Below are 17,361 nucleotides of genomic sequence, written 5' to 3'. Positions count from 1 at the left end.
CCGCACGGTCCCGGCGTCGATCTCGACCGCGACCAGCACGCCGTGCGCCCCGGCGGGCTCGCCCGCCCCCGGAGGCAGTTCAGGACGGCGCATGCGCGTTCGCCTCCGTCTGCAGCTTCCCGTGCAGCAGCGCCGGGTCGACGAACGGCCGCTCGGCCGTCGGCCGCGCGAACCAGAACAGCGGCCACGTGTATCCGGCCAGCGCCGGGATGCCGATGAACGTCGCCACGTCCTCGGCGTACCGCCCGTGGCTCTCGGCGATCGGCGGCCAGTCGTAGCGCGGCGCGCTGCGCGGCGGCAGCAGGAAGGACAGCCGCCGGGGGCCGATCAACTCGCCTACGACCGGGCCCGGTTCGCCGGCACAGTCGGCGGCGAGCAGGAACGCGACCCGGTCACCCGCCGTGCCCGGGACGCGGATGGCGTCGAACCACAGTCCGGTTTTCAGCAGGGCGCAGCCCGCCGTCGGAATCCACTCGCACGTGTTGTTTTCCCAGTTCATGCCCCCACCGTGGCCCTGCCCGACTAGCGTGGCCAGTATTTGAGTCGTCACACATGGTGATGTGGAAGTCCGGGTGATGGCCCGGACCCCGATGTGAAGGCGGTGGGAGGAGAGATGGGCGAGCAGGACGTATCGGCGCTGCGGCTGTCCTTCGGGAGGCAGTGCCGGCTGCTGCGCGAGCACCACAAGATGACGCGTGACACGGTCGGGCAGGGCTGTGCGGTGTCCGGATCGATGATCGGCGCGGTGGAGCGCGGGGAGCGCATCCCCGATACCGGCCTGATCCACAGCATGGACCAGGTCCTTGAGGCGAACGGGCTGCTGGCCTCGGTCAGCGACTACATGGCCGCCGAGAAGTACCGGGAGTTCTTCCGGGACTTCGCCGTGCTGGAGCGGCAGTGCTACGCGCTGAACGCCTATGCGCCGCTGGCCGTGCCCGGGTTGCTGCAGACCGAGGCGTACGCGCGCGCGACCTTCGAGATGTACACGCCCTCGCTGACCGAGGAGGAGATCGAGAAGCAGGTGGCGGCCCGGCTGGAGCGGCAGCAGCTGCTCTACCGCGAGCCGAAGCCGTTCCTCGGGTTCATCATCGAGGAGTCCGTGCTCCAGCGTCCGATCGGCGGCCGGGCCGTGCTGAAGGCGCAGTTGCTCCACCTGCTGGACTGCGCGCGGCTGCACTTCGTGACCGTGCAGGTGATGCCGACGGACCGCGAGGACCATGTCGGGCTGCACGGCTACCTGACCCTGGTGACCAGCAAGGCGCACCGGCAGCACGCGTACCTGGAGCACCAGGACGGCAGCAGCCTCATCAGTGACAAAAAGCGGGTGGCGCTGTTGCAGGAGCGGTATGGCATCCTGCGGGCGCAGGCGCTTTCTCCCCGGGAGTCGGCGCAATTCATCGAGAAGCAGGCAGGAGCAGTGTGAACAGCGAACTGGTCTGGTTCAAGAGCAGCCACAGCACGGGCGACGGCGGCGATTGCGTGGAGATCGCCTTCGACTGGCGGAAGTCCAGCTACAGCACGGGTGACGGCGGCGAGTGCGTCGAGGTGGCGCCCGGCGCGCACGCGGTGCACGTCCGCGATTCGAAGGACACCACCCGTTCCCCCTTCACCGTCTCCACGGCCGCCTGGTCGGCGTTCGTGGGCTTCACGGCGTCCCGCTGACGCCGCGGCCGACGTCACGGAGGGAGCCGGGCCCCGTGCCCCGGCTCCCTCCGTTCAACGCGGTCAACGCGTGCCGTCCGCCAGCAGGGTGCGCGCGAGTCCGGCCTGCATCGCCGTGCAGACGCGGAGCACGGGGATCGCCGTGGCCAGCAGGACGACGCCGATGCCGGTGTTGAACGCGATGTCGGCCGCCTCGGATTCGACGCCCCAGATCAGGTCGGGCAGGCCCTCCTCGCCGTCCTCGTGCGGCAGCGCCCACGACCACGTGACGTACAGCAGCGCGCCCAGACCGCCGACGGTCCAGGTCACCGCCAGGCAGAACGTGACGACCCGCAGCGGGAAGGACACGATCGCGTGCACCAGGTCGCGCCACGCCTGCGCGTCGCCCAGCACGCGCAGCATGCCGCCCGAACGGTAGGCGGGCCGCGGGATCGGGCGGCCGGTGACCGAGCCGACGCGCTCGCGTTCCACGCCGGCCAGGTACCGGCTCGTGGTCAGCGTCCAGACGAGCACCGGCAGCCCCACCCAGATCACCAGCGTGCCGAGCCCGAGGGAGAATCCGGTGACGGCGAGGGTGAACGCAACGATGCCGAGCGGCAGTCCGGTCAGCAGGTAGCCGACCTCGCGGCCGAAGCGCTCGAAGCGCCCGGCGGGCCCGGCGGGTCCGGTGGGTCCGGTGGGTCCCGGCTGCGGCGCGGCCGGGACCGGCCGGGGGGCGGTGCGGTCGGTGGCGAGCGGTGCGGACCGTTCCAGTGTCTCGTTCATGCCACCACTGTCCCGCCCGGCGCCGCCCGCACCCAGCCGTCTGGGGCGACGATGGGAGGTGGTGCTGCCTACACCCCCGCCCCTGGCCGTGGGTCGCCCACCCTGCACAGCCTGTGGATAACTTTCCCGCCATCAGGAACGTCCCGTTCCTAGAAGCGGGGGAGACTCGGACCATGCTTGAGACATCGGCACGCCTGCTGAAGCTCCTGTCCCTCCTCCAGACCCCGCGCGAGTGGACCGGCAACGAGCTGGCCGAACGGCTCGAAGTGACCAGCAGGACCGTACGGAACGACGTCGAACGGCTCCGGCGGCTCGGCTACCCGGTGCACGCCACCCGCGGCGCGGTCGGCGGCTACCGGCTCGGCGCGGGCAGCAGCCTGCCACCGCTGCTCCTCGACGACGAGGAGGCCGTCGCCGTGGCCGTCGGCCTGCGCACCGCGACGGGCGGCTCTGTCACCGGCATCGAGGAGTCCTCGCTGCGCGCCCTCGCCAAGCTGGAACAGGTGCTCCCGCCGCGGCTGCGCCGCCGGGTGGGCGCCCTCCAGAGCCACACCGTGCCCGTCCGGCCGCGGCGGCAGGGGCCCGGCGTGCCGCCGGACGTGCTGACCACGATCGCCGCGGCCTGCCGCGACCAGACACGTCTGCGCTTCGACTACCGGGCGCACGACGCGACCACGGGCCGCCGCGAGGTGGAGCCGTACCGGCTGGTCAACTGGGGGCGGCGCTGGTACCTCATCGCCTGGGACACCGGGCGCGGCGACTGGCGCACCTTCCGCGTCGACCGCGTCACGCCCCGCACGCCCGGCGGGCCGCGCTTCACGCCGCGTCCGCTGCCCGACGAGGACATCGCCGCGTACGTGTCGCGCGGCGTCGCGACGGCGCCATGGCGGTTCCGGGCCAGGGTCACCGTCCACGCCCCGGCCGAGGCCGTCGCCGAACGGCTGCCGGCGACGGCCGGCACCGTGGAGCCCGTCGACGAGCACACCTGCGTGGTCGCCACCGGCGCGGACAGCCCGGAGAGCCTGGCGGTGTGGATCGGCGTGCTCGGCTTCGATTTCGACGCCTCCGGCAGTCCCGAACTCGCCGCCGCACTGCGGTCGGTGGCGGACCGTTACCGCCGCGCCGCGGGGCGCGCGTCGTCCTGATCGCTCAGAAACGGGCAAACCATCTGTGGATAAGCGGGCTTACTTGTCCACAGGCGCCGACCGGGCCTGTGGACAACGCATTTGACCTCGCGTCATCCACGTCACCCGTGCTCGGGCCGCAGCAGGGGTTCGAGCACGAGCGCGATGCCGTCCGCGTCATTGCCCGCCGTCACCTCGTCCGCCACCGCGCACACGTCCGCGTGCGCGTCGGCCATCGCGACACCGTGCGCCGCCCACTCCAGCATCGGTATGTCGTTCGGCATGTCCCCGAACGCGATGGTGTCCGCCGCCCGCACCCCGAGCCGCCGCGCGGCCAGGGACAGGCCGGTGGCCTTCGTCAGGCCCAGCGGCAGCATCTCGACCAGCGCCTCGCCCGACACCACGATGCCCACCGAGTCACCGGCCACCGAACGTGCCGCGGCGGCGAGCTCGTCCTCGGACCGGCCGGCGGAGTGCAGGTACATCTTGATGATCGGCTCCGCGAACAGCACCGAACGGTCCGGTGCCTGCGCCGGGTCCGGGTTGTCGCCCTCGCCCCGGTAGACCGCGCCGACCGCCGCCTCGTACCGGGCGTCCATGATCACGTCCCCGTCGAGACCGTCCCGGTTCGACGCGAGCGCCAGCGGGCCGAGCGCCGCCTCAAGCCGGGCCACCACGGAACGGGCCAGCGCCCGGTCCAGGGTGACCGACGTCAGCAGCCGGTGCTCCCCGGCGTGGTAGAGCTGCGAGCCCTGTCCGCACACCGCGAGCCCCCGGTACCCGAGGCCGTCCAGGATGTGCCGCGTCCAGGCCACGCTGCGCCCCGTCGCCACGATGTGGTGCGCGCCCGCCGCCTGGGCGGCGGTCAGCGCGTTCCGCGTGCGCCGCGAGATGGTCCCGTCGCTGCGCAGCAGCGTCCCGTCGAGGTCGGTCGCGACCAGCCGGTAGGGGAACCGCTGCGGCAGTGCCGGCGGTATGCCCGGGTCGTCCGGGGCCGCGGTGGTCACGCCGCGACCGGCTCGAGTCGCTCCCGGCCGCCGAGGAACGGCCGCAGCACCTCGGGAACGTGCACCGAGCCGTCGGCCTGCTGGTGGTTCTCCAGCAGCAGCGCCATCGTGCGCTGCACCGCGCAGAGCGTGCCGTTCAGCGTGGCCAGCGGGCGGGTGCCGGTGTCCTTGCCGCGCATCCGGATCGACAGGCGCCTGGCCTGGAACGTGTTGCAGTTGGAGGCGGACGTCAGCTCGCGGTACTTGCCCTGCGTGGGCAGCCACGCCTCGCAGTCGAACTTGCGGGCGGCGGAGGCCCCCAGGTCGCCGCTGGCCACGTCGATCACGCGGAACGGCAGCTCCAGCGAGGTGAGCCACTGCTTCTCCCAGCCGAGCAGCCGCTCCAGCTCCGCCTCCGCGTCCTCGGGGGCGACGTAGGAGAACATCTCCACCTTGTCGAACTGGTGCAGGCGGATGATGCCGCGGGTGTCCTTGCCGTGCGATCCGGCCTCGCGGCGGAAGCACGGCGAGAAGCCGGCGTAGCGCAGCGGCAGCCGGTCCGCGTCGACGATCTCGTCCATGTGGTAGGCGGCGAGCGGTACCTCGGAGGTGCCGACCAGGTAGTAGTCGTCCTTCTCCAGGTGGTAGACGTCCTGCGCGGCCTGGCCGAGGAAGCCGGTGCCCGCCATCGCGCGGGGCTTGACCAGCGCGGGCGTCATCATCGGCACGAAACCGGCCGCGGTGGCCTGGGCGACCGACGCGTTGACCAGGGCCAGTTCGAGCAGGGCGCCGACGCCGGTGAGGTAGGCGAAGCGCGAGCCCGAGACCTTGGCGCCGCGCTCGGTGTCGATCGCGCCGAGCGCCTGCCCCAGCTCCAGGTGGTCCTTCGGGGCGAAGCCCTCGGCCGCGAAGTCGCGGATGGTGCCGTGCGTCTGAAGGACCCGGAAGTCGTCCTCGCCGCCGACCGGGACGTCCGTGTGCACCACGTTCCCCAGGCGGAGCAGCAGGTCCTGCGCCCGGGCGGCGGCCTCGTCCCGTTCGGCGTCGGCCGTCTTCACGGCGGTGGCCAGCTCGCCGGCGCGCGCGAGCAGCTCGGCCTTCTCGTCCCCCGCCGCGCGCGGGATGCGCTTGCCGAGCTGCTTCTGCTCGGCCCGCAGCTCGTCGAAGCGGGAGCCGGAGGACCGCCGCAACTCGTCGGCAGCGAGGAGCGCGTCGACAATGCCGACGTCTTCTCCTCGGGCGCGCTGGGAGGCGCGCACGCGGTCGGGGTCCTCACGAAGCAGGCGAAGGTCAATCACGGACCCAGGCTACCGGGAGGCCGGGCGGCGGCTGAATCCATAAAGCGCATGGGGCGTTTAGTCCGGTATGCCGGAAAAGGGGGCCGCTGGAGAATCCACAGGTCAGGACGGGTATCCACAGGGTTATCCACAGGCTTCCCCGGGCCCTGTGGATGCCGTCCGGATTGCCGTCCGCCTCCGGTCGTGCGGCACAGAATTCCCCATTCAAACGCCGCTCACACTCTCTTACGAGGGAAATTGCCTCACACTCGCGAGTTATCCGAGGTGATTGGGCTGACGAAAGGGGATCGGTGACACTGTGAACGGTTTACGGGCGGAGTGGGTGATATGCCGGTTCCGCCCGTTTCGAAGTGTCGACTTATGCACAGGCACACAGGGTCGCCTGTGGATAACTCTGGGGACAGGCGCCAGGTCGTCGGCCCGCGGCCTCAGCTGCGCCCGTCCAGGCACCGGGTCAGCCAGTCCGACGCCTGGAGGAAGTCCGCGTCGGCCGTCCCCGTGACGACGGTCGGCGCCACCTGGTCCGCCCGCGGGTACGAGCCGAGATAGCGGACGCCGGAGCACAGCCGCTTCAGGCCCATCAGCGCCTCGCCGACCCTGCGGTCCGAGATGTGGCCCTCGCAGTCGACGGAGAAGCTGTACTGCCCGATCCCCTGGCCCGTCGGGCGTGACTCGATGCGCACCAGGTTGACGCCGCAGGTGGCGTACTCCTGGAGCACGTCGAGCAGCGCCCCCGGATGGTCGGCGCGCAGCCACAGCACGACCGAGGTCTTGTCCGCGCCGGTGGGCGCGGCCGGCCTGGCGGGGCGGCCGACGAGGACGAAGCGGGTGGTCGCGTTGTCCGCGTCGTGGATGTCCGTGACCAGCGGTTCGAGACCGTAGGTCGGCGCCGCGAACTCGCCCGCGAAGGCCGCGTCGAAGCGCCCCTCCTGTACCAGCCGGGCCCCGTCCGCGTTCGAGGCCGCGGACTCCCACTGGGCCTCGGGCAGGAAGCGCTCCAGCCAGCCCCGCACCTGCGGCTGCGCCACCGGGTGGCCGGTCACGGTCTTGATGTTCTCCAGCTCCGTACCTGGGCGGACCAGCAGCGCGAACGCGATCGGCAGGTACACCTCGCGGTAGATCATGAGCGGCCCGCCCGCGGCCAGCTCGTCGACCGTCGCGGAGACGCCGCCCTCCACCGAGTTCTCGATGGGCACGAGCGCGCCGCCGGCCTCGCCGCCTCGCACCGCGTCCAGCGCGGCGGGCACCGAGATCATCGGAACGAGCTCCCGCGTCGCCGCCTCGGGGAGCGTGCGCAGTGCCGCCTCGGTGAACGTGCCCTCGGGGCCGAGATAGGTATAACGGCTCGCAGCTGTCATGGCTCAAACGTTAGCCGCCTTCGAGCAGCTCCTGCCCCACGTACTCACCCTCCGCCGCCCCGCCGGGCACCGCGAACAGGGCGCTCGCCTCGTGCCGGACGAATTCGGACAGCGCATCGCCGCGGTCCAGCTTCCGCTGCACGGGAACGAAGCCGCGCAGCGGATCGGCCTGCCAGCAGACGAACAGCAGACCGGCATCCGGTGCGCCGTCATCGCGGAACCCGTCGTGGTAGGAGAACGGGCGGCGCAGCATCGCGGCACCGCCGTTCGTCTCGGGAGCGGTGACGCGCACGTGCGCGTTCGCGGCGATGACGGCGCTGCCGTCCGGCCCGGTGGCCTCGAGATCGACGGGGTCGGTCTCGCGTTCGCCGGTGAGCGGGGCGCCGTTGGACTTGCGGCGCCCTATCACCCGTTCCTGCTCGGCGAGCGGCCTGGACTCCCAGACGTCGAGGAGCATGCGGATGCGGCGCACCACCGCGTACGAGCCGCCCGACATCCACGCCGGGTCGCCGCCTGCGGGCACGAAGACGCGCGCCTCGAAGTCGTCGTCCTCGGGCCGCGGGTTGTTGGTGCCGTCGACCTGACCCATCAGATTCCGCGTGGTCATGGGCCGGGCGGTGGCCCCCTGGCTGCGGTTGAAGCCGGTCATCTGCCAGCGCACGGCGGCCGTTTCGTCCGCCGCGCGCTGGAGGGTGCGCAGGGCGTGGAAGGCGACGAGGGCGTCGTCCGCGCCGATCTGGAGCCACAGATCGCCGTTCGACCGCCGCTCGTCCAGGGCGTCGGCCGAGAAGGCGGGCAGCGGGTCGAGGGCGGCGGGCCTGGCGCCGGTGAGGCCCACGGCGTCGAAGAAGCTTCCGCCGAAGCCGATGGTGACGGTGAGGGAGGCGGGGCCGGCGTCGCGGGCCACGCCGGTGTCCGTATCGGGGGTGCCCCCGGCCATCAGTTCCGCGGCCAGGGTGGACCAGCGGCGCAGCAGCGCCGCGGCCTCGCGGCGGCCCGCGGCGGCGGCCAGGTCGAACGCGGCGAGGTGGCCGTGGGCCTGCATCGGGGTGGTGATGCCCGGCTGGTGTGTGCCGTGGAACGGGACGGCGGTGGCGCCCACTTCGGCCAGTGCGGGCCCGTCGTCGCCGGTGGCGGCCGAGTGGGCGAGGGCGCCGGTCGGGGTGCCGACGGCGAGCCCCGCGGCACCCGCGGCGCCCGCGGTGGTGAGCAGGCGGCGGCGGGTGAGGGCGGGGCGTTCCTGGTGGTCCTGGTGGTCCTGGTGTTCCTTGCGCTTCTGGTCAGAGGTCATGGCTCAAGTCATCCGGTGGGATCGGGGCCGGTCGGGTGCGGGCGACGCGGTCAGGTGATGGTGACGGTGGCGGTCTCGGTGACCTGGTCGATGTCGGAGGTGCGGATGGTGAGGGCCACCTCCCAGTCTCCGGGGCGGGGCAGCTGCACCTCCGTCAGGGTCCAGTGGCCGACGTCGACGTGCAGGGGCTCGTGGCGCAGCGGGCCGAGGTTTTCGGCGGGGAGGGTGAAGGCGACCCGGACCTCGACGGCGCCGGTCGGCAGCCCCTCGGTGTCGAAGAGGCGGACGTGCAGGGTGTTGCCGCCGGTGCGGGCGGGGGACAGGTCGAGCTCCGCGGTGCCCTGGCCGCGTTCGCCGCCGGTGTCGAACGGGACGGAGACCGGCCCCTGCGGCGCGGCGGGCGCGGCCTGCCCGGGCGCCGAGTCGGCCGTGCGGGCCGGGGTGGTGCCGGTGAGCACGGTGGTGACGGCGAGGAGGACGGCGGCGATGGCCGTCTCCGCCCACACGGAACGGCGCAGCCCGGCGCGGTGCGGGTCGGCGTCGCGGGCCCTGCGCTCCCTGGCCTGCCGGACGGCGGTGCGCTGACGGGCGAGCTGCCGCGCGCGTTCCGGGCTCTCCGCGACGGCCGCCGCTTCCGTTCCGGCGTCCGTTCCCTCGTCCGCCGCCGGTGCGGTGTCCGTGTCCGTGTCCGTGAGGCGGGCGGTCCAGCGGCGGGATATCCATGCGGCGGCGAGGAGAACGGCGACGAGGCCGACCTTGAGCAGCAGGAGCCGGCCGTATGAGGTGCCGGTGAGCGCGGACCAGGAGAACCCGACCTGCCGCCAGGACTGGTAGAGGCCGGTGACGGCGAGCACGGTGACGGAGGTGAGGGCGACCGCGGAGAAGCGGCGGACGACCGCGCGCGGCAGCGCCGGCGCGGTGCGCAGCAGCGTCAGCAGGGTGGCGAGCCCGCCGAGCCAGGCGGCGACGGCGAGCAGGTGGAGGATGTGGGCGGGGATGGCGATGCCCGTCTGGCGCCCGGTGGCGGCGTGCTCCGACATGGCCCAGGTGGCGGCCGTTCCGATGGCGAGGATCGTGCCGGCGATGCCGAGGCCGAACATCAGGTCGCGGGCGCGGGTCGCCGCGTCCTCGGCGTCCTCCGCGTCCTCCGTGTTCCCCTCCGTGTTCCCGTCCCCGTTCCCGTCCGCCGCCCCGCCGGTGACCAGCCGGGCGGAGGGCCCGTGCAGCACGGCGATGAAGAGGCCGGCGGCGGCGAGGAGCAGCAGCCGGGTCAGGAGCGCCGTCCCGGCCCTGGTGTCGATGACGTCGCGCAGGCCGCCGAGGTCGAAGGCGTCGGCGAGTTCGCCGCTGCCCGTGTACGGGGTGCGGAGCAGCAGCAGCGCGAGCGTGGCCGCGGTGGCGCTGGTCCAGCCGGCGAGGGCCAGACGCTGGACCGGGCGCAGCGCGGTGGCGCGCGGCCAGCAGACGAGGACGAACGCGGCGGTGCCCGCCATGAGCACGAACCCGCCGTAGGCGGCGTAGCGCGCGACGTCGTACAGGAGGCCGGTCAGGCCGTCGTCGCCGGTCTGGTCCGGGATCTCGGCGACCGTCTCGGAGGGCGCGCCGATGGAAAAGGTGAACGCGCCGGAGATGGGGTGGCTGTCGGCGGAGACGGCGTGCCAGGCGACGGTGTACGTGCCGTCGCCGAGACCGCCCTCCAGCGGCACCGCCCAGGTGTTGCCGCCCTCGTCGGTGAACCCGCCGCTGTGCACGCCCGCGCCCTCCGGGTCGAGGACGCGGATCGCCTCATCTGCGAGCGAGACGGATTCGGAGAAGGTGAGGGTCACCCGGTCCGGGACCGCCGCGACCACCTCCCCGTCCCCCGGCGTGGTACCGGTCAGTTCGGCGTGCGCGGCGGCCGGGGTGGCGCCGAGCAGCAGCAGGCCGAGCGCCGCGGCGGCGAGCAGCAGCAGCGCCGCGGGGGAACGGGGTGGGGTGGTCATGGCGGTGGTCTCACTCCCCGGTGTGGGTGGCGGCTTCGACCGGTACGTCGAGGGTGATCGGGTCCGACGTCTCGAAGTGCAGCTCGATGCTCACGGTCTCGCCTTCCGCGGGCGTGCGGGAGAGGTCGAGGAGCATGAGGTGGTTCCCGCCGCGGCTGAGCCGCAGTTCACCGCCCGCGGGGACGGTGAGGGACTCCACCTGCCGCATGGCGTTGTCGGCCGTCTCGTGGATCTCGACGGTGCCGGCGATGTCGCTGCCGGCCGAGACGAGGGCGTCGTCCGCGTCGCCCTCGTTGTGCAGGGTGAGGAAACCGGCGGCGACGTCGCCCGAGGCCGGTGCCGGGATGAACGCGCCGGTGGCGGACAGCTCCGGCGCCGCGTCCGCCGCGTCCGCCGCGTCTGCCGCGTCGTCGCCGCACCCGCCGAGCAGGAGCGCGGCGGCGAGCACGCCCGCGGCGGCCGCGGCGGTGCCCGCGGCGCGGCGGCTCACGGCAGCTCTCCGGCGATGAGGCCGGGCAGGTCGCGTTCGAAGGTCTCGGCCGTGACGCCCTCCGTGTAGACGACGTGGGCCTTGTCGTCGGTCGGGAGGAACGCGACGACCTGCGTGCCGTGGTTGGAGACGATGTCGCCGTTGTCGTCCTCGTAGGACGGTTCGATGGCGACGCCGAGGGCCAGCGCGGCCTCCTGGATGTCGGCGAAGTCGCCGGTCAGGCCGGTGAAGTCGGGGTCGTGGGCGTTGATCCAGGGGCCGAGCGACTCCGGGGTGTCCCGGTCCGGGTCCGTGGTGACGAAGACGACCCGCAGGTCGGCGCGCTGCTCCTCGGTGAGCGAGTTCGCGGCCACCGCGATGTTGCTCATGGTGAGCGGGCAGATGTCGGGGCAGTTGGTGTAGCCGAAGTAGAGCAGCGTGGCGTGGCCGTCGGTCTCGGCGGCGAAGTCGTACGGTTCGCCGTTGGTGTCGGTGAGGACCAGCTCGGGCTTGTCGAACGGCTGGTCGAGGACCGTGCCCTCGTCCGCGGCGTGGGCGCCGGAGACGTCGGCGGCCGGGGTGTCCTCGGCGTCGTCACCGGAGTCGTTCTCGCTGCCGCAGGCGGCCAGGGCGAGCGCGGTCGCCGCGGCGACCGCGGCGGTCGTGATCGTGCGCAGGTGCATGGAAGGTTCCTGATGCGTGGTGGGGCGCCGCGGAACGGGGTCGTCCGTTCCGCGGCGCGGTGGCAAGGTGTCGTGCGCGTGGTCTCGTGCGGGGTGGGACGGGGCGGGGTGGGACGGGGCGGGGCGCAGCCCGCGCTCAGTCTCCCGCGGGGGTGCGGCGGCGCCCGGCGAGGACGCCGAAGGCGATGCCCGCCAGCCCGACGGCGATGCCGACGCCGGCCAGGACGCGCGCGGTCGTGTCGCTCGCGGAGTCGTCGCCGCCGTCCGCGGCGGCCTGGTCGGCGGCCGGTTCCTGCGGGTCGGCCCCGCCGCCCGCCGCGTCGCCGGCCGCGGCGCCGTGCCCGTCGCCCTCGGCCGCGGTCAGGCGCAGCACGGCCGCGGGGCTCTCCGGCTCGGCCTCCCCGTCGACGGGCTCCTCGATCCAGCGGACGACCTCGTCGTTGTCGTACGTCTGGATGGCGTCGAAGACCAGCCGGTCCGCGTCCTCGGGCAGGGGCCCCACGGACAGCGGGAACTGCTGGAACGTGCCCGGCGTGATCTCGCCGCCGCTCCAGGTGATGACGCTGGGCGCCTCGGTGACCTCGCTGCCGTGGACCTCGATGGGCGTCTCCAGCGGCGCCGTCGTCACCTCGACGTCCCAGCCGGGAACGGGCTGCGGCATCACGGACGGCACGGGGTGCTCGGGGTCCAGGTGGATTTCGAGCTGAATGGTCGAGGCGTTGTCGCGCTCGTTGGGCACCTTGACGTTGAGGGTGGCGTAGCCGCCCTGCGCGGCCTCGGGCGGGTCGATGGAGACGTGCGCCCACGCGGGCGCCGCGGTCAGCGCGACGAGGGCGGTGGCGGCCAGCACGGAGCGGGCGGCAAGGCGTGAACGGTGATGTCTCATGGGGCACTCCACGGAATTCGGAAGAGATCGGAAGAGATCTGGGGTCGGACGAGCGCGCGGCGAGGGCGCACCCGTCCGGTTCCGTGGGTGCGGTCAGGCCGCGAGGGCGAGGTGGTGCGCCGCGGGGTGCGGGGGGCCGCGCCGGGTGACGGCGGCGGCGATGACGGTGCCGCGCGGGGCGGGCAGCCGGTGATGGCGGTGCCGCGGCGGGCAGGGCGCCGGCGGGCACGGCCGCGGGGCGTGCAGGGCGCGCAGCAGAACGCGTACGAGGCGCAGGAACGGCCGGGAGACGCGGGCGGAGAGGCGAATCAGCCGCCACAGCGCGGCCTCGCCGCGGCGCAGCAGCCAGGCGGCGGCGAGAGCGGCCAGCAGGTGGCCGAGCAGCATGGGGGCGGACGCCAGCGAAGCGAACGCCTCGCCGAGCCCGGCCGCGGCGTCCGCCGCCCCGGGGGCGGCGCCGGGGTGCGGGGCGAGCCCCGCCTCGTCGACGATGCGGGCGGCACGTTCCTCGGTGAGGGCCAGGGCGTGGTCGTTGCACAGCAGACGGGCCGCGAGCGCCATGGCGTCCCCGGCGCCGCCGCCGTGCTCGGCGCCACCGGCCGCGGGGGCGTGCCGGCCCAGGCAGTACAGGGCGTGCAGCGCGAGCTGCGCGGCGGCGAGGGTGGCGGCGATGGCGGGTACCGAACGCCGTTCCCGGCCGGCGAGCGGGAGGGCGAGGGCGAACGCGGCGGCCCAGCCGGCCGCCAGCGCGGCCGGTGGCGGCACGGGCCCGGTGGCCCACACGTGCCCGGCCGCGGCCAGCGTGGCGCAGGCCGCGGCGAACACCGCGGCGCGCAGCACTCGCAGATCGGCTCCGGCACGCATGGCGGCGCCATCATCTCACCGGGCCAGGACCGGCGGGGGCGCGGGGGCACGGCCAGGTGGCGCGTGGGGGGCGTATCGAGACGGTGATTTGTCGGCATTTCCGCAGGTCCGTCCCGATACTTCCGCCGAACGGGGGGTGTTGGGTCAATCACACGCTTACGGTGCGCGCCGGTAGGCAATACCTACAGATATGTCGAGCCGCGGCCTGGAGGCGGGAGCATGAGCATCTGGTGGTCTCTCCAACTGCGGCGGGAAGCGGCCAGCGTCCCGCTCGCCCGGCGGCTGCTGCTCGGGGCGATGGAGTCGGCCGGAGTCGACGCGGACATCTCCCACGAGCTGTCGGTCGCCCTCTCCGAAGCCTGTTCGAATGCCGTGCAGCACGGCGGCACCCAGGCGGAGAGCTACCGGGTGACCGCCTCCATCCACGGCGACGTCTGCCGCATCGAGGTCACCGACTGCGGCCCCGGCTTCCCGATCGGCGCGGTGGTGCCCCGCCCCGAGCCGCGCGAGCTCCAGTCGGGAGGCCGCGGCCTGCGGCTGATCGAGGCGCTCTCCGACCGGGTGCAGTTCGACAACCAGCCGGGCAGCGGCGGGGCGGTCGTGACGTTCGACAAGATCCTCAAATGGCGGAACAAGCCGCTGCTCCAGGCGTCCTGAGCCGACCGCCCCCGGGGCCCCGCAGCCCGCAGCCGGGGGCCCCGCCGCCGGGGTGTCACCCGGCGTGCAGGTAGGCCACCAGCATCTCGTCATCCGCGGTGAACAGGCCGGCACCGCCCAGGTCGGCCACCGGGAAGACGGCCTCGGGGGCCGTTTCCGCCACCTCGCCCGAGGCGATGTCGAGCTGGACGGGCGTGGGCGTGCCGCCCCACGAGTCCTCCGTCATCACCTCCGCGACACCGAACGCCACACCGGCGTCGGTGACCGCGCTGAACTGCACCGCATTGGCGTCCGGCGTGGCCTCGAAGCAGTGGCCGGTGCCCTCCTCCAGATCGAAGACCAGCACCCCGTGGACGAGGTAACGGCCGTTCGCCGACATGGCCGTGTGCTCCGCGCCCGCGGCCGAGCCGTCGGGCTCCGGGCACAGCGCGGTGGCGGCGGTCGTGCCCGAGGCGCTGTCCAGGACCGATCGGATCGTCTGGCCGTCGCTGCGGCTCCACTCGGCGATCACGAGGCCGTCCCCGACCGGGGTGACCGAGGCATCGGCGTCGGGACCGGCCTCCCGGGGCGCCACATCCTCGCCCGCCCAGCCGCCGGGCACCCAGAAGCCCTCGTAGGCGTAGCTGTCGTCGACCAGCGGGCCGTTCGCGGTCAGCGCCACGATGTCGCCGCCCGGGTCGCAGTCCTTGCAGGTGGGCGGCGGCTCCAGGGCGTCCTCGTCGTACTCGGTGGTGACACCGGTGGCCGGGTCGACGCCGACCACGATGTCCTCCTCAAGCTCCAGCATCAGCCCGGCGCCGCCGGGCGCGGCCTCGCCCGAGCCCGGCACCTCGACGTGGTGCAGCGGCTCGACCGCGTCGCCCGAGCCGTCCGCGGCGAAGATGTCGAGCACGACGAGCTCGTCGCCGCGGTCGATGACGCCCGCCCCCGAGGTGCCCGCGGACCAGGCGACCAGGTAGTCCTCGCCGTTCACCGTCGTGGCGAACGCCTCGAGCGACGCGCTCTCGCCGACCGGCTCCAGGGCGGCGCTCGACCACAGCACCTCGCCGGTGGCGGCGTCGTACACGGTGAACCTGCCGTCCGTGCCGCTCGTCTCGTCGAACAGCGCGACGGCCCCCGCCCCCGGCAGCACCAGGGGCGCGGCACCCGGCGGCAGCGCGGTCTCCCAGCCGCGCCCGGTGTCGTAGGCGGCCGGGACCGTCAGCTGGGTGGCGGGCGCGGCGGGGGCGTCGTCCTGCTCCGCTTCCTGCCCCGCGGCGTCCCCGCCCGTGCCGGTCTTGTCCGTGCTGCCGCTGCCGCTGCCGCTGCCGTCGTCGTCCGATCCGCCGCCGCAGGCCGCCAGTGTGCCGAGGGCCACGGCCCCGACGATCACATTTCTCAGCCGCATTCGTTCGGCCCCCGCCCCTTGTCCCGTCCTTGTCCTTCGTCGTGCGCCTGTGCCGTGCGCCACAGCGCGGTGGGGATCATGTCACAGGACGAACGGCTCAGGGAGGTGTCCGTTCCGGCGGTCGCTACGCTCAGGTATTGACTTCCGGTTTATTCAAACTTCACCCCGGCCGCGCTACCGTTGCCGATGGTGTGGGACGTCGGAGTGCGTCTCCTTGGAGGTGGATTTCATGGGTCAGATCGGGGCGCGGGAGCTGGTTGTTCTCGCGATCATCGTGCTGCTGATCTTCGGAGCGAAGCGGCTGCCCGACATCGCCCGTTCGCTGGGCAAGTCGGCACGCATCCTCAAGAGCGAGACGGCCGCCATGAAGGCGGAGAGCGCCTCCGCAGCGCCACCGCAGGACGGCGCGGCCCAGCCGCAGGCTCAGGAGCCGCCCGCCAAGACCATTCAGGCGGCCCCCGGGGACGTCACCAGCTCACGCACGGTGGACGAGGCGAAGCCCGCGGCGAGCTGATCCCGCGCCGGCCGTATCCGCTACGGCCGGGGACGACGCCTCCGGTCCGCGGTGACCGGGGGCGCTTCGCTCTGCCCCGCCCGCCGCACCGCACGCGCGGCACTGCGGGCACGCGCGGCACTGCGCGCCGAGCGGCGCAGCCGCAGGTACTCGGCCGCCGTCGGCACGGCGGCGAGCAGCACGATCACCGGCAGCATCAGCCCGATATTGCCCCGCACGAACGCCACCTGCCCGAGTCCCGCGCCGAGCAGCGTCACGCCCGCGCCCCACAGCACGCCCCCGAGCACGTTGAACGTCATGAACGTGCGGTAGTCCATGCGGCCCGCCCCGGCGAGCACCGGCATGAACGTCCGGGCCACGGGCACGAAGCGGGCCAGCACCAGCGAGGCCCTGCCGTGCCTGGCGAAGAACACCTGCGCCTTCACCAGGTGCTCCTCCGTCAGGAAGCGCGCGCCCGGCCGGCTCAGGACGGCCGGGCCGGCCCGCCGGCCGAAGGCGTAGCCGACCTGGTCACCGGTCACCGCGGCGGTGACGATGAGCGTGCAGACGAGCCAGAGCGGATAGTCCAGGTACTCGCCGGAGGAGACGACGAGCCCGGTGGTGAACAGCAGCGGGTCGCCCGGCAGGAAGAAACCGATCAGCAGACCCGACTCCGCGAAGACGATGACGACGATGCCGATGAGACCGAAGGTGTCGATGAGCCGCTCAGGCGCCATCCAGGCCGGGCCGAGCGCGAGTGCATCCATACACAGGCCGTCCAGGAGGAGGGGAGATCAGATTATCGATCGAACCGACGCGAGCCCCTGGATATCGTTCCTACACCACCGATAAGGATGAGAGAGCGGCGAGTGGCGTTGACCGGCGAGGAGTTGAGCGGTGCCGTCGTGCTGATCACCGGCGTCATGGCGTCCGGCAAGTCCACGATCGCGCAGGCATTGGCCGAACGGCTCCCCCGCGCCGCGCACGTGCGCGGTGACACCTTCCGCAGGATGATCGTCTCGGGCCGCCACGAGCCGACGCCGGCGGGGTCCGACGAGGCCACGGCTCAACTCCGCCTGCGGCAGCGGCTGTCCGCGGCCGCCGCCGACCTGTACGCGGCCGCCGGGTTCACCGCCGTCGTCCAGGACATCGTGATCGGCGAGGACCTGGCGCCCTACGTGGCGCAGGTGCGCACGCGCCCGCTCTACGTCGTCGTGCTCGCGCCCCGCCCCGAGGCCGTCGCCGCCCGCGAGGCGGCCCGCCCCAAGGACGGCTACGGCCCGTGGACCGTCGCGGCGCTCGACGCCTCGCTGCGCGAGTCGACCCCGCGGATCGGGCTGTGGCTCGACACCTCGGACCAGACGCCGTCGGAGACGGTGGACGCGCTGCTCGCCGCGCTCCCGGCGGCCCGCGTCACCGGCTGAGCCCGCGGGACGCGGGACGCGTGCGGCGGGCG

19 protein-coding genes are annotated in these 17,361 nt (G+C 73.5%); 6 read left to right on the top strand and 13 right to left on the bottom strand.

The features are described from left to right. Positions 1 to 79 precede the first annotated feature (79 nt). Positions 80 to 499: a hypothetical protein gene (locus tag STBA_RS17240; protein WP_077060103.1), complete on the bottom strand. Its 420-nt coding sequence runs from the start codon at positions 497 to 499 to the stop codon at positions 80 to 82. 114 nt (positions 500 to 613) lie between these two features. Here STBA_RS17240 and STBA_RS17235 point away from each other — a divergent pair, with 114 nt between their 5' ends. Continuing rightward, positions 614 to 1,423, top strand: a complete 810-nt coding sequence (locus STBA_RS17235; RefSeq protein WP_077060102.1) for a helix-turn-helix transcriptional regulator — start codon at positions 614 to 616, stop codon at positions 1,421 to 1,423. After that, the gene (locus STBA_RS17230; RefSeq protein ID WP_077060101.1) at positions 1,420 to 1,662 is read left to right on the top strand and encodes a DUF397 domain-containing protein; all 243 of its coding nucleotides are present in this window, start codon (positions 1,420 to 1,422) and stop codon (positions 1,660 to 1,662) included. Before STBA_RS17235 ends, STBA_RS17230 begins: the two co-directional genes overlap by 4 nt. Positions 1,663 to 1,725: 63 nt before the next feature. Here the strand turns inward: STBA_RS17230 and STBA_RS17225 are convergent, their stop codons facing one another. Then, entirely contained in the window at positions 1,726 to 2,427 is a 702-nt protein-coding gene (locus STBA_RS17225; RefSeq protein ID WP_079251986.1) for a sensor domain-containing protein, read from the bottom strand. A gap of 173 nt (positions 2,428 to 2,600) precedes the next feature. Between STBA_RS17225 and STBA_RS17220 the strand changes: the two genes are divergently transcribed. After that, positions 2,601 to 3,572 (top strand): YafY family protein, encoded by a 972-nt coding sequence (locus STBA_RS17220; RefSeq protein ID WP_077060100.1) that lies wholly within the window; start codon positions 2,601 to 2,603, stop codon positions 3,570 to 3,572. A gap of 101 nt (positions 3,573 to 3,673) precedes the next feature. Here the strand turns inward: STBA_RS17220 and STBA_RS17215 are convergent, their stop codons facing one another. The 9 genes from STBA_RS17215 to STBA_RS17175 form a co-directional block, all read right to left on the bottom strand. Beyond that, positions 3,674 to 4,558 carry an HAD family hydrolase gene (locus tag STBA_RS17215; RefSeq protein WP_253194787.1) on the bottom strand — a complete coding sequence of 295 codons (885 nt, stop codon included), beginning with the start codon at positions 4,556 to 4,558 and terminating at the stop codon, positions 3,674 to 3,676. Beyond that, a complete protein-coding gene (gene serS, locus STBA_RS17210) occupies positions 4,555 to 5,835 on the bottom strand; it encodes a serine--tRNA ligase (protein ID WP_077060099.1) in 1,281 nt (426 codons plus the stop codon). Before serS ends, STBA_RS17215 begins: the two co-directional genes overlap by 4 nt. A 428-nt stretch (positions 5,836 to 6,263) precedes the next feature. Next, complete coding sequence (gene pheA / locus STBA_RS17205; RefSeq protein ID WP_077060098.1) at positions 6,264 to 7,193, bottom strand: prephenate dehydratase; 930 nt, start codon at positions 7,191 to 7,193, stop codon at positions 6,264 to 6,266. Between the two features lie 10 nt (positions 7,194 to 7,203). Further along, on the bottom strand, positions 7,204 to 8,484 hold the full coding sequence (gene efeB / locus STBA_RS17200) for an iron uptake transporter deferrochelatase/peroxidase subunit (RefSeq protein WP_077060097.1): 1,281 nt from the start codon (positions 8,482 to 8,484) through the stop codon (positions 7,204 to 7,206). A gap of 50 nt (positions 8,485 to 8,534) precedes the next feature. Beyond that, positions 8,535 to 10,466: a copper resistance protein CopC gene (locus tag STBA_RS17195; RefSeq protein ID WP_077060096.1), complete on the bottom strand. Its 1,932-nt coding sequence runs from the start codon at positions 10,464 to 10,466 to the stop codon at positions 8,535 to 8,537. Between the two features lie 10 nt (positions 10,467 to 10,476). Continuing rightward, entirely contained in the window at positions 10,477 to 10,956 is a 480-nt protein-coding gene (locus tag STBA_RS17190) for a copper chaperone PCu(A)C (RefSeq protein WP_077060095.1), read from the bottom strand. Continuing rightward, entirely contained in the window at positions 10,953 to 11,618 is a 666-nt protein-coding gene (locus STBA_RS17185) for an SCO family protein (RefSeq protein WP_077060094.1), read from the bottom strand. Before STBA_RS17185 ends, STBA_RS17190 begins: the two co-directional genes overlap by 4 nt. Positions 11,619 to 11,754: 136 nt before the next feature. Continuing rightward, the gene (locus tag STBA_RS17180) at positions 11,755 to 12,504 is read right to left on the bottom strand and encodes a YcnI family protein (protein WP_077060093.1); all 750 of its coding nucleotides are present in this window, start codon (positions 12,502 to 12,504) and stop codon (positions 11,755 to 11,757) included. A 93-nt stretch (positions 12,505 to 12,597) separates the two neighbouring features. After that, positions 12,598 to 13,368 (bottom strand): hypothetical protein, encoded by a 771-nt coding sequence (locus tag STBA_RS17175; protein WP_077060092.1) that lies wholly within the window; start codon positions 13,366 to 13,368, stop codon positions 12,598 to 12,600. A 219-nt stretch (positions 13,369 to 13,587) separates the two neighbouring features. Here STBA_RS17175 and STBA_RS17170 point away from each other — a divergent pair, with 219 nt between their 5' ends. Continuing rightward, complete coding sequence (locus STBA_RS17170) at positions 13,588 to 14,025, top strand: ATP-binding protein (protein WP_077060091.1); 438 nt, start codon at positions 13,588 to 13,590, stop codon at positions 14,023 to 14,025. A gap of 55 nt (positions 14,026 to 14,080) precedes the next feature. On the opposite strand, the gene STBA_RS17165 is transcribed toward STBA_RS17170, so the two are convergent. Beyond that, positions 14,081 to 15,382, bottom strand: coding sequence for a hypothetical protein (locus tag STBA_RS17165; protein WP_171987721.1), 1,302 nt, complete (start codon positions 15,380 to 15,382; stop codon positions 14,081 to 14,083). A 259-nt stretch (positions 15,383 to 15,641) separates the two neighbouring features. Here STBA_RS17165 and tatA point away from each other — a divergent pair, with 259 nt between their 5' ends. Then, positions 15,642 to 15,926 (top strand): Sec-independent protein translocase subunit TatA, encoded by a 285-nt coding sequence (tatA, locus tag STBA_RS17160; protein ID WP_077060089.1) that lies wholly within the window; start codon positions 15,642 to 15,644, stop codon positions 15,924 to 15,926. Positions 15,927 to 15,946: 20 nt separating this feature from the next. Here tatA and STBA_RS17155 read toward each other — a convergent pair whose 3' ends face one another. Further along, complete coding sequence (locus STBA_RS17155) at positions 15,947 to 16,672, bottom strand: DedA family protein (protein WP_077060088.1); 726 nt, start codon at positions 16,670 to 16,672, stop codon at positions 15,947 to 15,949. Positions 16,673 to 16,759: 87 nt separating this feature from the next. Between STBA_RS17155 and STBA_RS17150 the strand changes: the two genes are divergently transcribed. Beyond that, complete coding sequence (locus STBA_RS17150) at positions 16,760 to 17,329, top strand: AAA family ATPase (protein ID WP_077060087.1); 570 nt, start codon at positions 16,760 to 16,762, stop codon at positions 17,327 to 17,329. Positions 17,330 to 17,361: the final 32 nt, after the last annotated feature.

This window comes from Streptomyces sp. MP131-18, from assembly GCF_001984575.1.
Taxonomy (GTDB): Bacteria; Actinomycetota; Actinomycetes; order Streptomycetales; family Streptomycetaceae; genus Streptomyces; species Streptomyces johnsoniae.
Note: the sequence above shows the minus strand (reverse complement) of the source record. Positions and strands in the feature narration are given on the sequence as shown.